The sequence below is a fragment of the Lysinibacillus sp. NPDC093197 genome (assembly GCF_044754025.1).
Taxonomy (GTDB): Bacteria; Bacillota; Bacilli; order Bacillales_A; family Planococcaceae; genus Lysinibacillus.
The window spans coordinates 304,366-321,724 of record NZ_JBIVOH010000005.1 but is presented as its reverse complement, the minus strand read 5'-3'; the positions used below and the strand labels follow the sequence as shown (position 1 = coordinate 321,724).

General features: G+C 36.8%; 18 protein-coding genes. 12 read left to right on the top strand and 6 right to left on the bottom strand.

What is annotated here, in order from left to right:
• Nucleotides 1-319: 319 nt before the first annotated feature.
• Entirely contained in the window at nt 320-1,243 is a 924-nt protein-coding gene (locus ACIP9G_RS15560; protein ID WP_340826032.1) for a COX15/CtaA family protein, read from the bottom strand.
• Nucleotides 1,244-1,579: 336 nt separating this feature from the next.
• Here ACIP9G_RS15560 and cyoE point away from each other — a divergent pair, with 336 nt between their 5' ends.
• From cyoE to ACIP9G_RS15525, 7 genes are all read left to right on the top strand, one after another.
• The gene (gene cyoE / locus ACIP9G_RS15555; protein WP_401020525.1) at nt 1,580-2,497 is read left to right on the top strand and encodes a heme o synthase; all 918 of its coding nucleotides are present in this window, start codon (nt 1,580-1,582) and stop codon (nt 2,495-2,497) included.
• 96 nt (nt 2,498-2,593) lie between these two features.
• A complete protein-coding gene (gene coxB, locus ACIP9G_RS15550) occupies nt 2,594-3,682 on the top strand; it encodes a cytochrome c oxidase subunit II (RefSeq protein ID WP_340826030.1) in 1,089 nt (362 codons plus the stop codon).
• A 41-nt stretch (nt 3,683-3,723) separates the two neighbouring features.
• Nucleotides 3,724-5,607: a cytochrome c oxidase subunit I gene (gene ctaD, locus ACIP9G_RS15545; protein ID WP_340826028.1), complete on the top strand. Its 1,884-nt coding sequence runs from the start codon at nt 3,724-3,726 to the stop codon at nt 5,605-5,607.
• Complete coding sequence (locus tag ACIP9G_RS15540) at nt 5,607-6,233, top strand: cytochrome c oxidase subunit 3 (protein ID WP_340826027.1); 627 nt, start codon at nt 5,607-5,609, stop codon at nt 6,231-6,233. The genes ctaD and ACIP9G_RS15540 overlap by 1 nt, the downstream gene beginning before the upstream one ends.
• 1 nt (nt 6,234) lies before the next feature.
• Entirely contained in the window at nt 6,235-6,579 is a 345-nt protein-coding gene (locus tag ACIP9G_RS15535) for a cytochrome C oxidase subunit IV family protein (protein ID WP_340826026.1), read from the top strand.
• Between the two features lie 326 nt (nt 6,580-6,905).
• Nucleotides 6,906-7,835 (top strand): cytochrome c oxidase assembly factor CtaG, encoded by a 930-nt coding sequence (gene ctaG, locus ACIP9G_RS15530; RefSeq protein WP_340826025.1) that lies wholly within the window; start codon nt 6,906-6,908, stop codon nt 7,833-7,835.
• Nucleotides 7,836-7,870: 35 nt separating this feature from the next.
• Entirely contained in the window at nt 7,871-8,332 is a 462-nt protein-coding gene (locus ACIP9G_RS15525) for a DUF420 domain-containing protein (protein ID WP_340826024.1), read from the top strand.
• Nucleotides 8,333-8,349: 17 nt separating this feature from the next.
• Here ACIP9G_RS15525 and ytvI read toward each other — a convergent pair whose 3' ends face one another.
• Together ytvI and ACIP9G_RS15515 are read right to left on the bottom strand one after the other, a co-directional pair.
• Nucleotides 8,350-9,423: a sporulation integral membrane protein YtvI gene (gene ytvI, locus ACIP9G_RS15520; RefSeq protein WP_401020521.1), complete on the bottom strand. Its 1,074-nt coding sequence runs from the start codon at nt 9,421-9,423 to the stop codon at nt 8,350-8,352.
• Between the two features lie 197 nt (nt 9,424-9,620).
• Nucleotides 9,621-10,022: a YugN family protein gene (locus tag ACIP9G_RS15515; protein WP_173477879.1), complete on the bottom strand. Its 402-nt coding sequence runs from the start codon at nt 10,020-10,022 to the stop codon at nt 9,621-9,623.
• Between the two features lie 147 nt (nt 10,023-10,169).
• On the opposite strand from ACIP9G_RS15515, the gene ACIP9G_RS15510 reads away from it, so the two are divergent.
• Complete coding sequence (locus ACIP9G_RS15510; protein ID WP_401020518.1) at nt 10,170-11,276, top strand: CAP domain-containing protein; 1,107 nt, start codon at nt 10,170-10,172, stop codon at nt 11,274-11,276.
• 305 nt (nt 11,277-11,581) lie between these two features.
• Nucleotides 11,582-13,054, top strand: coding sequence for a UDP-N-acetylmuramoyl-L-alanyl-D-glutamate--2,6-diaminopimelate ligase (locus tag ACIP9G_RS15505; RefSeq protein WP_401020516.1), 1,473 nt, complete (start codon nt 11,582-11,584; stop codon nt 13,052-13,054).
• On the opposite strand, the gene ACIP9G_RS15500 is transcribed toward ACIP9G_RS15505, so the two are convergent.
• Nucleotides 13,038-13,535, bottom strand: coding sequence for a PaaI family thioesterase (locus ACIP9G_RS15500; RefSeq protein ID WP_340826019.1), 498 nt, complete (start codon nt 13,533-13,535; stop codon nt 13,038-13,040). The genes ACIP9G_RS15505 and ACIP9G_RS15500 overlap by 17 nt on opposite strands.
• Before the next feature lie 86 nt (nt 13,536-13,621).
• Between ACIP9G_RS15500 and ACIP9G_RS15495 the strand changes: the two genes are divergently transcribed.
• Both ACIP9G_RS15495 and ACIP9G_RS15490 read left to right on the top strand, forming a co-directional pair.
• The gene (locus ACIP9G_RS15495; protein WP_340826018.1) at nt 13,622-14,068 is read left to right on the top strand and encodes a YlbF/YmcA family competence regulator; all 447 of its coding nucleotides are present in this window, start codon (nt 13,622-13,624) and stop codon (nt 14,066-14,068) included.
• A 351-nt stretch (nt 14,069-14,419) separates the two neighbouring features.
• Nucleotides 14,420-15,472: a tartrate dehydrogenase gene (locus tag ACIP9G_RS15490; protein WP_401020513.1), complete on the top strand. Its 1,053-nt coding sequence runs from the start codon at nt 14,420-14,422 to the stop codon at nt 15,470-15,472.
• A gap of 61 nt (nt 15,473-15,533) precedes the next feature.
• On the opposite strand, the gene ACIP9G_RS15485 is transcribed toward ACIP9G_RS15490, so the two are convergent.
• Nucleotides 15,534-16,439: a glycerophosphodiester phosphodiesterase family protein gene (locus ACIP9G_RS15485; protein ID WP_401020511.1), complete on the bottom strand. Its 906-nt coding sequence runs from the start codon at nt 16,437-16,439 to the stop codon at nt 15,534-15,536.
• Nucleotides 16,440-16,664: 225 nt separating this feature from the next.
• On the opposite strand from ACIP9G_RS15485, the gene ACIP9G_RS15480 reads away from it, so the two are divergent.
• Complete coding sequence (locus ACIP9G_RS15480) at nt 16,665-16,937, top strand: YlbG family protein (RefSeq protein WP_340826014.1); 273 nt, start codon at nt 16,665-16,667, stop codon at nt 16,935-16,937.
• Nucleotides 16,938-16,939: 2 nt separating this feature from the next.
• On the opposite strand, the gene ACIP9G_RS15475 is transcribed toward ACIP9G_RS15480, so the two are convergent.
• Complete coding sequence (locus ACIP9G_RS15475) at nt 16,940-17,329, bottom strand: DUF7147 family protein (RefSeq protein WP_401020508.1); 390 nt, start codon at nt 17,327-17,329, stop codon at nt 16,940-16,942.
• Nucleotides 17,330-17,359: the final 30 nt, after the last annotated feature.

The following is a 17,359-nucleotide window of genomic DNA, read 5'->3' as shown; positions in this document are numbered from 1 at the left end:
ATAATATAGTACAAAACCCTATAAAAATAGTTTTAATAGTAAAAAATATTTCACTATTATAATAGTAGAAATTCACTTTTTTTGACTTAAGGTATAAGCGGTTTATTGTTTGCTGATGCTGTTGTTGTATTATGTCCAATTTCTTATCGAAGATTTTATAATCGAAGTAAACAATTAGTCTTTCCCTTCGTATCAAAAAAGTAATATAAATTAGCTGTTTCTTAGCAAAGTTCGTGCATGTGGGTTATTTAATTTTGGATGAGGAGTAAGTGGGGTAAATGAAAAAAAAGACTCGACAGAGCCGAATCCTTTTCTAAAATTATTTATTTTTTTCATTATAATTGCTACGTGCTACAAGCATAATCATGTAACAAAGGAGACCAAATAAAAGTGAAATGAACAATGAATGCAATAAAGCTACTGTTAAATTCAATCTAGTAAGGACTACTGACATACCAGCTAAAACTTGTAATATAACTATGATGAAAGCGGTAATCCAGCCATAATAAATAACACGTTGTTGTTTGTATTCTTTTATAGCGTGCCAAGTTATGTATGTAATCCAAATGAAAATAATGATAGCTGCAAGTCGATGTCCCATTTGTACCCATTCGTACATATTGTTTGGTGAGGCAAACGGTGTTTCGTTGTAGCAAAATGGCCAGTCTGGGCATACTAAACTAGAATCTGTATGTCGAACGAGTGCCCCTGTATAAACGACCAAATAAGAATAAATTGTGACAGCAATTGTATGCCAACGTAGTTTTTTCCCAATAAATACGTTATCTGCATCAAACTTTCGATCAACTTCAAATACAATCATAGAAAGAATAAGAACGGCAGCAAAAGAAATAAGTGAGATTCCAAAGTGAAGTGCTAGAATGAAGTCTCCTTGTCCCCATAATACTTGAGCTGCTCCAATTAGTGCCTGTGCGATTAAGAAGAACATCGATAAAAAACCTAAAAATTTTACTTCACGAATATGCCCAAGTTTCCGCCATGTCCAAATTGTTAAGACAAGAATTGAAATTGATACGACTCCTGTAACAAGACGATGCGAGAATTCGATTAATACTTCTGTTGTAATTTCTTTTGGGATAAGAGATCCATTACAATCCGGCCAGTTTCTACCGCAGCCTAAGCCACTATCTGTTTTAGTAACGAGTGCCCCGCCTAGTAAAATAAGGAGCATTCCCACTGTAGCGGCAACAGCAAACCACTTCATATACCTGTTGTGTTGCATAAAATGAGTCACCTACTTTATCTATCAATATTACATGAAAGTAATGTTTCTGCTACTAGATGATATCTAAAATACGTTTAAAAAACAACTTGTAAGGAGTAGGTAGTTTTAGATGTTGATTCCATTTCACAAATTGTTCATAATTTCGTGCTTTAACCTTCACAATTCATTTTAGAAAATGATTTACTATAGATATGTTGTTTTTAATTATATTTCTAGACAAAGCTAATTTTTACAACTTCATCTAAATTTCACTAAACGTCTAGAAATCAATCGCAAATTTCGCTATAGTTATTGTTAGCGGAATATGCTTACAAAAATGAAAGGAGAGGTAACATGTCAAACGGTCGTACGTTTTCAGCTACTAGAAATACTAATCCAGGAACTTCATCCGTTGTAAAAGATTTCTTAGCACTGATAAAAATTGGAATCGTTAACTCGAATCTTGTCACAACGTTTACAGGGATGTGGCTAGCATTTCAATTTACTGGTAGACATTTCTTGCAAGAGCTTGATGTTATAGTTTGTATCATGCTTGGTGCTGCATTAATTATTGGCGGTTCTGGTGCAATGAATAATTTCATTGATCGAGATATTGACCCTATAATGAAACGCACAAAGTCAAGACCGACAGTGACAGGTAGATTTAAGCTGAACTTTGTATTGACTATTGCCCTCTCATTTTTAATTGTAGGTGAAATTTTGTTATTTACGGCATCATTTGCGGCCGGCATGTGGGGACTAGTTGGAATATTCGCTTATGTTGTTCTATATTCAATGTGGTCAAAGAGGAAGCATGTTAGTAACACGATTGTTGGAAGTATTTCTGGGGCGATTCCACCTGTAATTGGTTTTGCAGCAGTTGAACCTGCACTTGGCCCAGGAGCACTTGCCCTATTTCTTATCATGTTTGTATGGCAGCCACCGCATTTTTATGCGCTTGCTATGAAACGTACTGAAGAATATCGTGCAGCTAATATTCCAATGCTACCAGTTGTAAAAGGTTTTAAACGAACGAAGTACTCAATGTTTTTCTGGATTCTTTTATTATTACCGCTACCGTTCCTTTTACCTGAGCTTGGAGTTGGATTCTTAGTGCTTGCGACTACTTTGAACGTAGGCTGGTTATTACTAGCTTTAAAGGGCTTTACCACAAAAGACGATATGAAGTGGGCAAATAAAATGTTTATTTATTCATTGAATCATATGACCATACTATTTGTGGCTATCATAATATTTGCGGTATTCAGCTAATTTGGAATTCTTTCTTTCACAAGAATTCATATAGATAGAACCAATGTCCTAGGTACACATGAAAATACAACAAAGAAAGAGGGGTTTAATTAAGCTATGATGAAAGGGCTTAAAAAGTGGCGTCTTTTTTCACTTCTAGCAGTGATGATGGTTTTCCTTTCTGGTTGTGGTGAAGAGTATATTTCTGCACTGAAACCGTCTGGTCAAGTAGGTAAAGAACAATTTAACCTATTAATGTTGGCTACTGGAATTATGACGTTAGTTGTAGTAATAGTATCTGTAATCTATTTACTTGCATTCTTAAAATTCCGCCGATCAAAAGTAGGCGAAAACGTTATTCCTAAGCAAGTGGAAGGTAGTCACACACTTGAAGTAATTTGGACAGTTATTCCAATTATTTTATTATTAATCTTAGCTGTACCGGTTGTTACTGCTACTTATAAATTTGCAGATGTTGCTGCAATGGACGAAGTAGATGCTGAAGGTAATAAAACTGCCCTAACAGTAAATGTAACTGCAAAACTATACTGGTGGGAGTTTGAATATCCAAACCAAGGGATTGTAACAGCACAAGAATTAGTTGTACCAACAGGTCAAAAAGTTTACTTTAACTTAAAAGCTGCTGATGTTAAGCACTCATTCTGGATTCCCGCGATTGGCGGTAAAATGGATACTAACGTAGAGAACTTAAACAAATTCTATTTAGTATTCGATAAAGAATCAGCAGATCTTAAAGATGGCGTATTCTATGGTAAATGTGCTGAGCTATGTGGCCCTTCACACGCACTAATGGACTTTAAGGTAAAAACAGTTAGCCCAGATGCATTCGATGCTTGGGTAGCTAGCATGAAAGCAACTGAAGGACAAACTGCTTCAAAAGATTCAACTGATCTTGGTGAAGCTACATTTGCTAACAGCTGTTTAGCTTGTCACGCTGTATCTGGCGTAGGTGGTACTGGTGGAGTAGGTCCTAACTTAACTACATTCGGTGACCGTAACCGTGTTGCAGGTTTCTTAGAACATACTGAAGAAAACGTACAAGCATGGATTAAAAACCCAGGTGATTTTAAACCAGGTAACTTAATGATGAATCCAGATGGTACTGCACCAATCTATGGCGATTTATCTGAAGAAGAAATTCAAGCTCTTGCAACTTACATCATGGGCTTATCAGTAGAGAAATAATTTTTCGTTTTATGTAACAAACTTTGAGGGAGGTAAAAGTTGTGAGCTCATATACACAGAAAAAGGGCTTTGGAGCAGCTGTCTGGGATTACATTACAACTGTTGACCATAAAAAGTTAGCTGTAATGTATTTATTAGCCGGTACATTGTTCTTCGCTATCGCTGGTTTTGAAGCGTTATTAATGCGTATTCAGTTAATGAAACCAAATAACGATTTCGTTTCAGCTGGTTTTTTCAATGAATTATTAACGATGCACGGAACGACAATGTTATTCCTTGCCGCGACTCCATTACTATTCGCATTTATGAACATGCTTGTACCATTACAAATTGGTGCACGTGACGTTGCATTCCCGTTCCTTAACTCTTTAGGGTTCTGGTTGTTCTTCCTAGGTGCTGTATTCCTTCACCTATCATTCTTTATGGGTGGCGCACCTGATGCGGGCTGGACATCTTATGCATCATTATCTTTATATTCTCCAGGACATGGTATCGACTTCTATGTACTTGGTTTACAAATTTCAGGGGCGGGTACGTTAATTTCAGGTCTTAACTTTATCGTAACGATTATTACTATGCGTGCTCCTGGTATGACATTTATGCGTATGCCATTATTCACTTGGACTGCTCTAGTATCAAGTGCATTAATCTTATTCGCATTCCCTCCATTAACTATTGGTTTATTAATGATGTTATTTGACCGTATGTTCGGTGGTAACTTCTTTGACCATACAATGGGTGGTAACACAGTAATTTGGGAACACTTATTCTGGATCTTCGGACACCCAGAAGTTTATATTTTAGTATTACCTGCTTTCGGTTTATTCTCGGAGATTATCCCAGCATTCTCTCGTAAGCGTCTATTCGGATACTCTTCAATGGTATTCGCAACAATTTTAATTGGTTTCCTAGGCTTCATGGTTTGGGCTCACCACATGTTCACAACTGGTCTTGGGCCAACTGCGAACGCAATTTTCGCTGTTGCAACAATGGCAATTGCCGTTCCAACAGGTATGAAAGTATTCAACTGGATCTTAACTATTTGGGGCGGATCTATTAAAGTTACTACACCAATGCTTTATGCACTTGGTTTTATCCCGTCATTCGTTGCGGGTGGTGTTACTGGGGTAATGCAAGCATCTGCTCCACTTGACTACCAATTACACGATTCTTACTTTATCGTTGCTCACTTCCACTACGTAATCGTAGGTGGTATCGTAACTGCTTTATTCGGTTCAGCGCACTTCTACTGGCCAATTTTCTTCAACCGTATGTTAAACGAAGCGCTTGGTAAATTGACTTTCTGGGTATTCTTTATCGGATTCCATTTAACATTCTTCGTACAACACTTCTTAGGTTTAATGGGTATGCCACGTCGCGTATTCACTTACATGGAAGGTCAAGGTTGGGATCAGTTCAACTATATTTCTACAATCGGTGCATTGATGATGGGTGTAGGGGTTATCTTAATGGTAATTAACTGCTTAATGTCTATCAAAGGTAAACCGGCAGGTCGCGATCCATGGGGCGATGGACGTACTTTAGAATGGTCAATTCCACAACCAATTCCATTCTATAACTTCCGTCAAACACCACTTGTTCGTGGTCTAGATCCATGGTGGATCGAAAAGCAAGAAGGTAATAAAGATGTTACATTTGCTGAGCCATTAGGTGATATTCATATGCCAAACAACTCTGCAATACCATTCGTTATTTCTTTAGGTATGTTTATCGCAGCATTCGGTGCTCTTTATAATCCAGATGCAGATAAACCATGGTCAATTTATGTATTAATTATTGGTCTTGCTATTACATTTGGTGCTATGATTTTCCGTTCTGTTAAGGACGATCACGGCTTCCACTTACACAAAGAAGACATTATTGAAATTGAAGAACAACTTTACGGTAAAGGAGGAAATAAATAATGGATATCAATACTAAATTTACTCCTCATACTTGGCCAGATCATCCTGAACAAGCAACGATGGAAGGTAAAAATAAAGTCGTTGGTTTCTGGATTTTCCTTGCCTGTGAAGTTGTACTTTTCGCAAGTTTATTTGCAACTTACTTAGCACTTAAGAACAAAGGGCCAGCTGGCATGGAGTTCACAACACAAGGTTTATTTGAATTACCGTTAGCATTTGCAATGACGATGTTACTATTAACGTCTTCACTGACTTCTGTGTATGCGATTTACCATATGCGTAACTTTAATTACAAAGGTATGCAAACTTGGTTAGCAATCACGTTACTTTTAGGTCTTGGCTTCCTTGCCCTAGAAATTTATGAGTTCCAACACTATGTGCACCTTGGTTTCACTTTTAACCAATCTGCATTCGCAACTTCGTTCTATACGCTAGTAGGTACACACGGTTTCCACGTAACTTTAGGTTTAGTATGGATTACAACATTACTTATCCGTAACGCTAAACGTGGACTTAACTTGTACAATGCGCCTAAATTCTTTGTGGCTGCATTATACTGGCACTTTATCGACGTTGTTTGGGTATTTATCTTTACAGTAGTATACTTGATGGGAGTGATCGGATAATATGTCATCACATGATACACCTGTAGTTGCTAAGTCTCAAGCGCAATTCGAATATGATCGTCATCATAATGCCGTTCATATGCGTAAACAAGTAATCAACTTTGCGATCATGATTTTCTTTACGTTTATCGCGTTCGCTGTAGTTGCAGCTGGTTTTTCTAAATACTTAATAGCACCATTTGTTCTATTGCTAGCTGGCGTTCAAGTTGTTCTTCAACTTTATGCTTTCATGCACTTAGAAGATAAAAAAACACACTTCGGTGGTGTTATTGCATTCTTTATGTGGATGGGTGTATTAATCGCATTTACATTCTTCTTAGCATTTTTAACAATTATTTGGTGGTAATCACCAAAAGGCATGTTCTCTGCTCTTCGCAGAGACGTGCTTTTTTTGTTTTGCTAATAGAATGTAGTACTGGTAAATTGTTCACCGTTCGTTCATTGCAGTATAGCTGTAAGCGTTTTATAATAGGGATACTGAGTTTTATTGTCTCTGTCTAATCGTGCCTGTTTTTATAGTGCTAGCGTTTTTAAAAAAACACGATATTCGCTAGAGGCGTAACTTTATTTTGTAAATGTTTGTTTCTAAGATAAGTAAAACATTTTGGCGTGCATCACTCGCTTAAGGCGTTAGGAATGTATGCTGGAAAAAGTTAAAGGAGCGCGTATTGTATGCCACTTAGTATATTTGGTTTCCAAGCTTTATGGAGCCCGTATTTAATAGGAGTTCTCGTTTTTATAACAGCGATTTACTTTTTAGTGACAACGAAATGGCGTAAAGATTTTAAAGTTAGTGAGCCATTGAAAAAAAGTGAAGCAATTTATTTTGTATTGGCAATGATTACGATTTATATTATTAAAGGATCTCCGATTGATTTAATGGCCCATATTATGTTTACGATGCATATGGTGCAAATGGCTATTCTTTTATTACTTGTGCCAATTTTCTTAATTAAGGGTATTCCATGGTGGGTGTGGAAAGTTGCAATTGAAGCGCCTGTTGTCAAACCTTTATTTAAAGTGTTAACATTACCAGTGGTTGCGATATTTGTTTTTATAGGTTTATTTTCTATCTACCATTTACCATCAGTATTAGACTACATTAAATTAAACGAAACATTACACGGTACTTATACATTTGTATTATTTGTTTCTGCTGTTTTAATGTACTGGCCTCTAATTCAAAAAATACCAGATAGTGCTGAAATGAAACCTTTGCATAAATTAGCGTATATTATTGCCAATGCGGTTTTAATTACTCCTGCATGTGCTTTAATCATTTTTGCGCCTAATGCTATGTATGAAACATATACGAGTGGTGAAGCTTGGCTCAAAGCAATGGAGCTATGTGTACCAGCCTCAACTTTATCGGGCTTGTCTTTATCTGGACCAGAGTTATTTACAGATATGACGCCTGTTGCGGATCAGCAACTTGGTGGTGTTCTTATGAAAATATTACAAGAGATTATTTTTGGTGTTTTAATCGGCGCTATCTTTACAAAATGGTACCGTTCTGAGCAAAAGGACCCTGATAAAATTACTGCCGATGCATTAAAAGCACACCAACAGAAATGGGAAAGAGAACATCAACATCAGCTGTAATAATTGAAATTTATTTTGTATAAGGAGTTTTGTGAATGGAATTGCAAATTTTGCCTACTATTAGTACATCATTTATTGTAATAAGTGCTGTACTTGTAGCAATTGGTTGGGGCTTAATTATAAAGGGAAAAGTAGAAGCACATAAAAAGGTTATGTTAGCTGCTGGTGTTGCTGCACTTTGCTTCTTTATCATCTACGCTTCACGTACGGTCTTTATTGGTAATACAGCTTTTGGTGGCGGTGAGGATTTAAAACCTTACTATACATTCTTTTTAATATTCCACATTACATTAGCAACAGCTGGAGCCGTATTTGGACTAGTTAGTATTATTTCAGGTTTAAAAACAAACATTAAGCTTCATAAGCGAATTGGACCAATCACTAGTATTATCTGGTTCTTTGTAGCAGTAACAGGTGTTATGGTGTACATGTTATTGTATATACTATTTGAGCCAGGTGAAACAACATCTGTTATTAAAGCAATTTTAGGATTTTAACACAAAAATCTCCCTCCTTACTCTTGAGAAGGTGGGAGATTTTTTATAGAAGACTGATTAAATAAAGAAAGAGCAACGACAACGAGTAATGGGCCGATTAAAATACCGAGAAAACCAAATACTTTAAAGCCGATAAACATCGCGATAAAAGTGGAGAGCGAAGAAAGACCAATTTTATCACCAATAATTTTAGGCTCAATCATACGACGTATTAAGAAAAGTACGACTGTCAGCACAACTAAAGCAATAGCAAAGACATAATCACCAGTAAATGCTTTGTAAATTGCCCACGGTAACAGTAAAATAAATGAGTCTAAAAAGGGAATAACATCTAATAGTACAATTAGAAGTGCTAATATAAACGGAAAAGGCGTTTTTAATAAAAAAAATGATATTAAGGCTACGGCAAATATACAAATTCCAACAAGTAATTGAGCTTTAATAAAGCCAAATAATGCAACTTTAACACGTTCTCCGATAAAAAGTATTTTTTGATGGTAATGAAAAGGGATAGGTGCCATTAGTCTCTTGTTAATCGATGGTAAATCTAAAAGAAGCATGTATAACACAATCCAATAAACGAAAATATCAAACAAAAGTGATGGTAAATGGGAAAGTAACGACGACCAATCATTAATATTTGTTAAAGAAAGTGCAAATTTTTCAATGGAGGATAACCCTCGTTCAATTATTAATTGAATTTGTGTCACAAGATCAAGTGGCAAATGATACGTATAATTAGCTAGCTTAGATTGAATTTGAATCCATAGTGCTGATAATTGGTTGAGATAATCTGGAATATGAATAATAAATGACGAAAACTGTTTCCAGCTTATATAACCTAAGAGAATACATAGTAGTAATGTTATGCAAAAAAAGAAAACTAAAAAAATGGAGACAATGATTTTACGCTTTTTTCGAAAACGTTTGCTCATTCGAATAATAAGAGGCTCTAATAATAGTGCGGTTACATAGGCAAGAAGGATAGGAAAAGATAAGGATAAAAACCATAGTATAATTAATCCTATGGCGATGACAATTATAGGATGACGAAAAAAGGGTCTTTTAAAAAATTGTATCAAGTATCTCACCTACATCATTTGAAAGATACCGTTAGTATGAGGAAAAATAATTTTTTTACTCAAAATAAAAAAGACTGGACCACCAGTCTTTTCTTGATAATTATACATATAAATTCTGTAAACATGAATTTGTTGTTGCATTAATACCATCGTTTTGGTCATTAATATGCAAAGACATTGGCTTTACGTTGTTGCTAAAGCGCTAATTACGCGTTAACAGTTTCCAACGCTTTTTTGTTAGAAGGAGACTCAACTACGAATGCTTCTAAGTCTAATCTTACTTTTTTTAAGATTTCATCACATTTTTTTACAAGATGAGCTGGGAAAACTTCATCGTCACCATACTCAACACCATGTGGATAGTAGTATTTACCAAGAGCTGGTTTCATTAATGTTAAGACAGCATCATGTGCCCCAACATCACCAGATTGCGCATATGCGAATACGCGTAGGTAGTAACGGCCTTCACGAGTATCGAAACGACGGTCAAAAGTCATGCGTTCGTAATCCCAAGCACCATCACATTCTAAACCATTATTTTTCATAATGTTTTCAATCAGTTCTTGGTCAGCTGTTAAATTCTCAAGGTTAGTATTCTCAAAATACATCTAATAATCCTCCTTTAGCTTTTCGTACATAGTATACGCTCATTTTTATAATAGAGCATATTCGACATTGTTGCAATGACAACATTGTGTCAACACGTTTACAATTGATATAATAACTTACAATAATGGGGAAGAAAGGAGTCGTTTATGAAAGCTTTATTTCGCATTTTAATTGCCTGTGCAACGATTGCGTTTATCGGCTTTATGTTCTTTAATACGCCTAAAGAAAATGAGCCACTTGAAGGTCCAAATGCCAATTCAAATATTATTCCGAAAACAGAGCTGGAGCAACCAGAAGTTGGAGCGATGACACGTCCGCAAAGTGGTATGTCGACATTAATTGGCCAAGGAATTCAAGTTGTCTTAGAACAATATGGTGAACCGGCAAGGAAAGAGCCTTCATCATTTGGTTATGAATGGTGGGTTTATAAAACAAGTGTGTCAACATTTTTTATGCTGGGCGTGCAAAATGATGTAGTGACACAAGTATACATAGCGGGTGATAAGCTAGATGCTACACCTTTTAAAATAGGTCAGAAGCGGGACGATATTTACCGAATGACGATTATAGATTATGAAGTAGCTGCCAATGTGGGGGAAAATATTTTCATTTTCTCTATGAGTGAGGAAGATATGCAGACTAGGCTACTAATAAAATTTGATGGACTATTTGCACAGCTTTATATTGATAGAGAAACGAGTGCACTACAAGGTGTTCGCTTTACGGATAGTGAGACGCTCGTACTACATCAGCCTTATGAAATGATTTATCAAGGTGAGCTTGTTAGTCCGACGCCGCCATCCTCGTTTTTACAACAAGATATTAATGAAGCAAGTACTGCACAGCTTGATGATTTAATTAATGTCACGCGCGTTCATCATGATTTAGCTCCATTGGAACTTGATGCAAAACTAGAAGAAGTAGCAAAATTGCACAGTGAAGATATGAAAGTGCAAAATTTTTCAGGTCATGAATCACCAACAAATGGCGATTTAAAGAAACGTTTAGACACACATGAAATTGCCTATAGTGATGCGAATGAAAACCTCGCGACAGCATACTTTGATGCGATTGAGGCAATGCACGGCTGGCTCAATTCACCTGAACATCGCAAAGTAATTTTAAACGATAAATTTTCTGCTGTAGGATCAGGTGTCTTTTTAAATTACTATACTCAAATTTTCGTGGAGCCATCGAAGCAAAAGGATGATAGTGAGGAATCTGTTGAGGATACAGAAGAAGCAATTCAATAAGTGCCAGGCACTCAAACAATTCTGAACTTTGCGAGTAGGATTTTTACGATTAAGAACCCTATATTATTTTAGGTAACTCTATAATTTATTCAGTCTCAAAAGATTGTCTTGATTAATTCAAGACAATCTTTTTTTGTCTAAAACAGGCAAAATCAAATGGCTAATATTTTTCGTATTGGTGAATGGCTTGCAACTTTCCACGTTTACAATAGCCTACTTAAATGGCATTTGGAGGCTCCTACATTTTTCGTCACACCGTTACAAAAGCCGTCATATGATAGAGAACTGAAAGGAGGAATGAGACATTGCAATTAGCTGAGCTATTGAAAGATTGGCCATGTAGTGTAACTGGTGGATCCATTCGTACAATAATTACTGGTGTAGAGGATTATGCACAATCGGTGAAACCTGGAGATATTTTCATTGTCCGAAAAGGAAAAAAGACATCTGGCAGTCGCTTTGTAAAAGAAGCACTGGCAAGAGGAGCTGCCGCTGTAGTATCCGAGGAAAGTATTGCAATACCATTCAGCGATCAGAATATTCCTTTCGTTTGGGTACCGAATACCGCTTTGTTTTTATCTTATGCAAGTGCAAAACTAGCTGCTTTTCCGGCTGAAGCATTATCGGTTATTGCCATAACGGGAACGAATGGAAAAACAACGGTAAGTCATTTTGTAAGCCAATTACTAAAAGCTTTACATAAAAATGTAGCAGTTATTGGAACAGTAGGCTTCTTCGTTAATGGGCAAAAACAACAAACAGAATATGAGCAGTTAACAACATTACAAGCAAAAGAGCTGCATCCTATTTTAAAACAATGTGTTCGTCAAGGTGTTACACATGTTGTTTTAGAAGCTTCCTCAATGGGACTGCAACAGCATAGACTTGATCATTGCGATATTGATTGTGGGGTATTTTTAAATTTATCAGAGGATCATTTGGAAGACCATGGGGGACTAGAAGCGTATAAACGTGCTAAAAAGAGATTAGCGGATTTATCAAAAAAAATTGTGTTAAATGGAGACGATAATTTTTGCCGCTCCGTTGGTATTTACGACAAGAAAAAATCATGCTCATTCGGCTTTGACAATCACAATGATTTACATATACAAATCGTGAGTGAAACTATTGGAAAAACCGTACTATGTTTGCAAACGACAACGAGTGAGCACATTATTGCCATTCCTTTTGTTGGTAAGTATCATGTGCAAAATGCAGTAGCTGCATTAATGGCTGTGTGGCGTTTAGGTTTCACTATTGATGAACTAGCGGAGCATATGTGGGGACTTAAATTACCAGAAGGTAGACTGGAGCGAATAGAAAACCTACTTGGTATTGATGTGTATGTAGATTATGCACATACGGCAGAGGCATTGCAGGCAGTGTTACAAACTTTTGATAGTAAGAAGACCATCTACCTAGTGTTTAGCTGCGGTGGCAATAGAGATAAGGCAAAACGTTTTGCCATGGGTGCTGTGGCAAGCAAGTATGCAGATGTTATTTTCTTAACGACTGATAACCCTCGTGATGAGGATCCTATATTAATTAATGAAAGTATTATTGCTGGTTTCTCAGAGCAGCAATATTATGAAATTTTTTTAGACCGTAAAGTTGCGATTCATCAGGCATTGGCAAAAGCGCAAAAAGGAGATATTGTGCTTGTTGCCGGAAAAGGGCATGAACAAACACAACAAATAAAAAATCAAAAATTCCCTTTTTCCGATCAACAATGTATTAAAGATTATTTTTCCTCTGTTATGACTAACGACGCTGAATAACAAAGAACGAAGCGGTGGCAATGGCCAGTTTACGACCAGTTTCATCCTCAATGTCACATTCCATTACAAGTGTTTGACGTCCCTTATGAACAAAACGTCCTCGTGCAACTAATTCTTTATTGGTCGTGGTTGCTATATAGGAGACGTTAATATTTGTTGTTACAACATTAAAGCCTGCTGGAACAGAACGCGATGCGAGTCCGCCCATTGCGGCATCAGCAATTGTTGCAATAATCCCTCCATGCGGCACTTTAATGGTATTGTGAATAACGGGCGTAATAGGTATCCGTACCTCACTACTGTCTGGCTCGAAGTTACCCACCATATGTAAAGCGGCATTGATATAACGGCGATGTATGCCTTGTTGTTTACCGTGAATACCATTTAGCAAGTGTAGTAAAACTTCCTCATCCTCCGCTGTACTATGTTGTAAAATAGTAGCGAGTAATTCTTCAATTTGTCCTTTAGTTGATGTTGCCAATTTTAAAACTCCTTCTTTTAGAAATATCAATAATGTAAAATTACCACAAAATCTGTTATGATGGGTATTAGATTGGGGGAATTAAAATGATGATAACCTCTGAATGGGCAATCATTTTGGATGAGGCCGATGCGCTTTGCGAAATGATTCTTTCCTCCGAGCCTGCGAATGCGCTAAGGGTAGCGTATAATGCTGTATATAGCGATAGTGAGCTAGTTGAAGCTATTTATGCATTTGGTCGCATGAAGGAGCAATACGAAGATGTACAACGTTTCGGAAAATATCATCCGGATTATCATACAATTATGAAATCGATTCGTCAGCAAAAGCGCTCACTCGATTTAAATGAAAAAATTTCAGCATTAAAGTTAGCTGAAAATGATTTTCAAGATTTACTAGATGAGATAAGCTTACTTATAGGTAAAACTGTATCAGAAGCAGTAAAAGTACCAGTAAGTAATCCATTTTTCGCATCCAATTCTTCATGTGGAAGCGGTTGTGGCTCAGGTGGCTCTTGCTCCTGTTCTGCATAATAGAAATAGTGTCAAAACGACACTGCTTCATGTAAAGACTCAATACCTCTCGAGGTGTTGTGTCTTTTTTTGTGAAAATTCATAACCTAGGAGCAAATTATTTTATATGTAGATGCTACTAGTTGATTGGAGTGGAAGGTGCGACACTCCTGTAGCTGAAAATCCATTTTTGCGGCATTGCCGAAAAAATTAGTTGAGGCCGTGCCTACGGAAAGGGAGCGCCTGGAACGGAAATCATCGTGTCATATTCTCTACAGGTAGAAGCATGTCAAAAAACACTGCTTCTATTTTTTTTGCAATAAAAATTATATAGTAAATATGTAAGTAAAGTTGGGAAAAGGGGGCAATGAAATGAATACATATCGAATTGCTGTTATTCCAGGAGATGGTATTGGAAAAGAAGTAGTACCAGCAGCGATAGAAGTTTTAGACAAGGTTGCACAATTAGATGGAAGCTTTACATTTGAATGGACAACATTTCCATGGGGCTGTGATTATTATTTAGAAACAGGTAAAATGATGCCTGATAACGGCATCGAACTATTAAAGGGCTATGATCAAATCTTTTTAGGGGCAGTAGGAATGCCTGATCTAGTACCCGATCACATTTCCTTGTGGGGGTTATTAATTAAAATTCGTCGTGAAATGAAGCAGTCTATTAATGTACGTCCAGCGAAGCTACTACAAGGCTTAGCATCACCATTACGTAATCCGAATGGCTTTGACTTTGTTGTTGTACGTGAAAACTCAGAAGGGGAGTATTCAGAGAGTGGTGGTCGTATTCATAGCGGACAGGATGAAATTGCCATTCAAAATGCAATCTTTACTAGAAAAGCGACCGAACGTGCGATGCGATATGCCTTTGATATGGCTAAAACCCGTCGTCAGCATGTTACTAGTGCAACAAAATCGAATGGTTTAACTTACAGCATGCCATTTTGGGATGAGGTATTTGAAGAAGTTGGTAAAGACTATAAAGCAATTGGACAAGCGACTAACCATATTGATGCGTTAGCAGCTTTCCTAGTGATGAAACCAGAAAACTTTGATGTAATCGTTGCTTCCAATTTATTTGGAGATATTTTAACAGATTTAGGTGGAGCTATTATGGGAAGTATCGGTATTGCTCCAGCAGCTAACTTAAATATTGAACGCGAATATCCTTCTATGTTTGAACCAGTTCATGGCTCCGCGCCAGATATTGCTGGAAAAGGAATTGCTAATCCGCTTGGGCAAATATGGACAGGCAAAATGATGCTTGATTTTTTAGGCTATCAAGAGCTAGGTTCAACGGTGCTAAATGCAATGGAGGCTACATTGGCGCAAGGTATAAAAACCGGAGATTTAGGGGGAACTGCCACATTACGGGAGGTAACTGATGCAATTTTAGCTCAATTATCTTAATGGCGTTTTATAAAAGATAAAGGTAAGAGCATTTACAATAGTTGCTCTTACCTTTATGTCTTCAATCATGTTCTTGTAGTAATTCAACTGCAACATCAGGTCGATCGGTAATAATACCTTTTGCGCCGTTATTAATTAATTTATTCATCGTAACAGAATCGTTGATTGTCCAATAATGGACAGGGATATTCAAGTTATTTAAAAACTGAATAAATTTCGGTGAATCGAGCGATACGACACCTGATTTTGGAGGAATTTGAAATACGTCTACTTTTGGATGATATAAATGTCCGAATTGACTTGAGAATGAAGCAAATGCTTTGCGTACATCTGATTCACCAGCTCCAAGCGCAACTTGATTTTGTGCATATAAATTAAAACGGTCAATTTGTTCACCATAAAAGCTAGTGACAACGACATGATCCTCTGCATTAAGTTCTTCTATTAATCGCCATAGTTTAGAAGGCATTAAACTACCTTCATACGTATCTGGTGCATCTTTAATATCAATATTGATTAACATATTTGGATAGCTTTCTAGTAATTCACGTAGTGTAACAACGTCAACTTTTTTGTCCCGATAAGGAAATTCACCTGCTAAATCTTCAAATTGATAGCCATGATTCAATGCGTTTATTTCTGCTAATGTCATTTCTGATACTGACCCATAACCATCAGTAGTACGTTCTACGGTAGCATCATGGTAAACGATAATTTCTTCGTCTTTTGTTAAGCGAATGTCTATTTCAAAGCCGTCTACACCTAACTGTGCAGATTTTTCAAAAGCAAGCATTGTATGCTCAGGTTCTAAATGTGCTCCGCCACGATGTGCGAGAATGATCGGGCGATCAAATTGTAATGCTTGTTTCCCTTCACGCTGTTGAGGTTTGGAAATAGCTTTACTACCTGCCCAAGCAGCTGCACTGGCTGCTGCTATTGCAATAGCTATCTTCGTTTTCTTACCCATATTCGTCCTCCTTAACAATCAAATTAATATAAAAGGTGCTGGCGAATTCACTTGCAATGTTCAAGCTAAAGCACTTTTATCTAGCATGAGAGAAAGTAAATCTGTCGATAAACGCGCTATGCTTTACCATTATAACGGAAAAATGAGCGTTCTGTCAGCTAAACTCTGTTGCTATCATTTTCCGGTCTATGGTATGCTTTTATGTAAGAAATGAGGGGAAACTATATGAACGAACGACAAGGGCTAATCGTTTACGTCCATCAATTAAAACATGCGAAATCACTTCGAAAATATGGTCATGTTCATTACATTTCTCGTAAGCAAAAGTACGTAGTATTATATTGCAATCGAGAGGACATTGAAATGATGTCAATAAAATTACAACGCCTTCCATTTGTGAAAGACGTTGTAGAATCTTATCGTCCCTTCGTTAAAACTGAGTTCGAAAATGCAAAGCCAGATAAAGCGAAGGAATACGACTATAAAGCGGGGCTATAACATTAGTTTAATGCTGGAATATAGTGATGAAGTCTCATTATTCCAATTAAGTATTGATAAAATAGTTTTGGCTCCGAAAATATAGAAGAGTGCTTTATTTCTACAACAACCGCTTTTCGACCTAGTTGTTCAATACTTTCTTCGAACATAATTTGACGCTTGGAAGGCTTTTCTTCATGGAATGGAATGCCTTCGCGACAAATATAAATCGGCATGAATTTACTTTCTCCGACTGGTTTTAAAGCGATAGCTAAAGAAGCTACCTTTTTATCTTCTTTTGTAGATGTTAGTATAAAGGCTTGGTGAAAGCGACCTTGATTCGTTTTAATAATTTCAAGTAGTTCATAAACATCGCCATAGCCTTCTCCTAATTCTATAAATTGTTGTGGCATTTAATATTGCACATCCTTTCCAATACACAT

What these genes read in the sequence shown, in the direction of transcription:
- ACIP9G_RS15485 (WP_401020511.1), bottom strand. Translation starts at nt 16,439, where the DNA reads ATGGGTAAGAAAACGAAGATAGCTATTGCAATAGCAGCAGCCAGTGCA.
- ACIP9G_RS15560 (WP_340826032.1), bottom strand. Translation starts at nt 1,243, where the DNA reads ATGCAACACAACAGGTATATGAAGTGGTTTGCTGTTGCCGCTACAGTG.
- ACIP9G_RS15495 (WP_340826018.1), top strand. Translation starts at nt 13,622, where the DNA reads ATGATGATAACCTCTGAATGGGCAATCATTTTGGATGAGGCCGATGCG.
- cyoE (WP_401020525.1), top strand. Translation starts at nt 1,580, where the DNA reads ATGTCAAACGGTCGTACGTTTTCAGCTACTAGAAATACTAATCCAGGA.
- ACIP9G_RS15475 (WP_401020508.1), bottom strand. Translation starts at nt 17,329, where the DNA reads ATGCCACAACAATTTATAGAATTAGGAGAAGGCTATGGCGATGTTTAT.
- ACIP9G_RS15540 (WP_340826027.1), top strand. Translation starts at nt 5,607, where the DNA reads ATGGATATCAATACTAAATTTACTCCTCATACTTGGCCAGATCATCCT.
- coxB (WP_340826030.1), top strand. Translation starts at nt 2,594, where the DNA reads ATGATGAAAGGGCTTAAAAAGTGGCGTCTTTTTTCACTTCTAGCAGTG.
- ACIP9G_RS15510 (WP_401020518.1), top strand. Translation starts at nt 10,170, where the DNA reads ATGAAAGCTTTATTTCGCATTTTAATTGCCTGTGCAACGATTGCGTTT.
- ACIP9G_RS15535 (WP_340826026.1), top strand. Translation starts at nt 6,235, where the DNA reads ATGTCATCACATGATACACCTGTAGTTGCTAAGTCTCAAGCGCAATTC.
- ACIP9G_RS15525 (WP_340826024.1), top strand. Translation starts at nt 7,871, where the DNA reads ATGGAATTGCAAATTTTGCCTACTATTAGTACATCATTTATTGTAATA.
- ACIP9G_RS15480 (WP_340826014.1), top strand. Translation starts at nt 16,665, where the DNA reads ATGAACGAACGACAAGGGCTAATCGTTTACGTCCATCAATTAAAACAT.
- ACIP9G_RS15490 (WP_401020513.1), top strand. Translation starts at nt 14,420, where the DNA reads ATGAATACATATCGAATTGCTGTTATTCCAGGAGATGGTATTGGAAAA.
- ACIP9G_RS15515 (WP_173477879.1), bottom strand. Translation starts at nt 10,022, where the DNA reads ATGTATTTTGAGAATACTAACCTTGAGAATTTAACAGCTGACCAAGAA.
- ctaG (WP_340826025.1), top strand. Translation starts at nt 6,906, where the DNA reads ATGCCACTTAGTATATTTGGTTTCCAAGCTTTATGGAGCCCGTATTTA.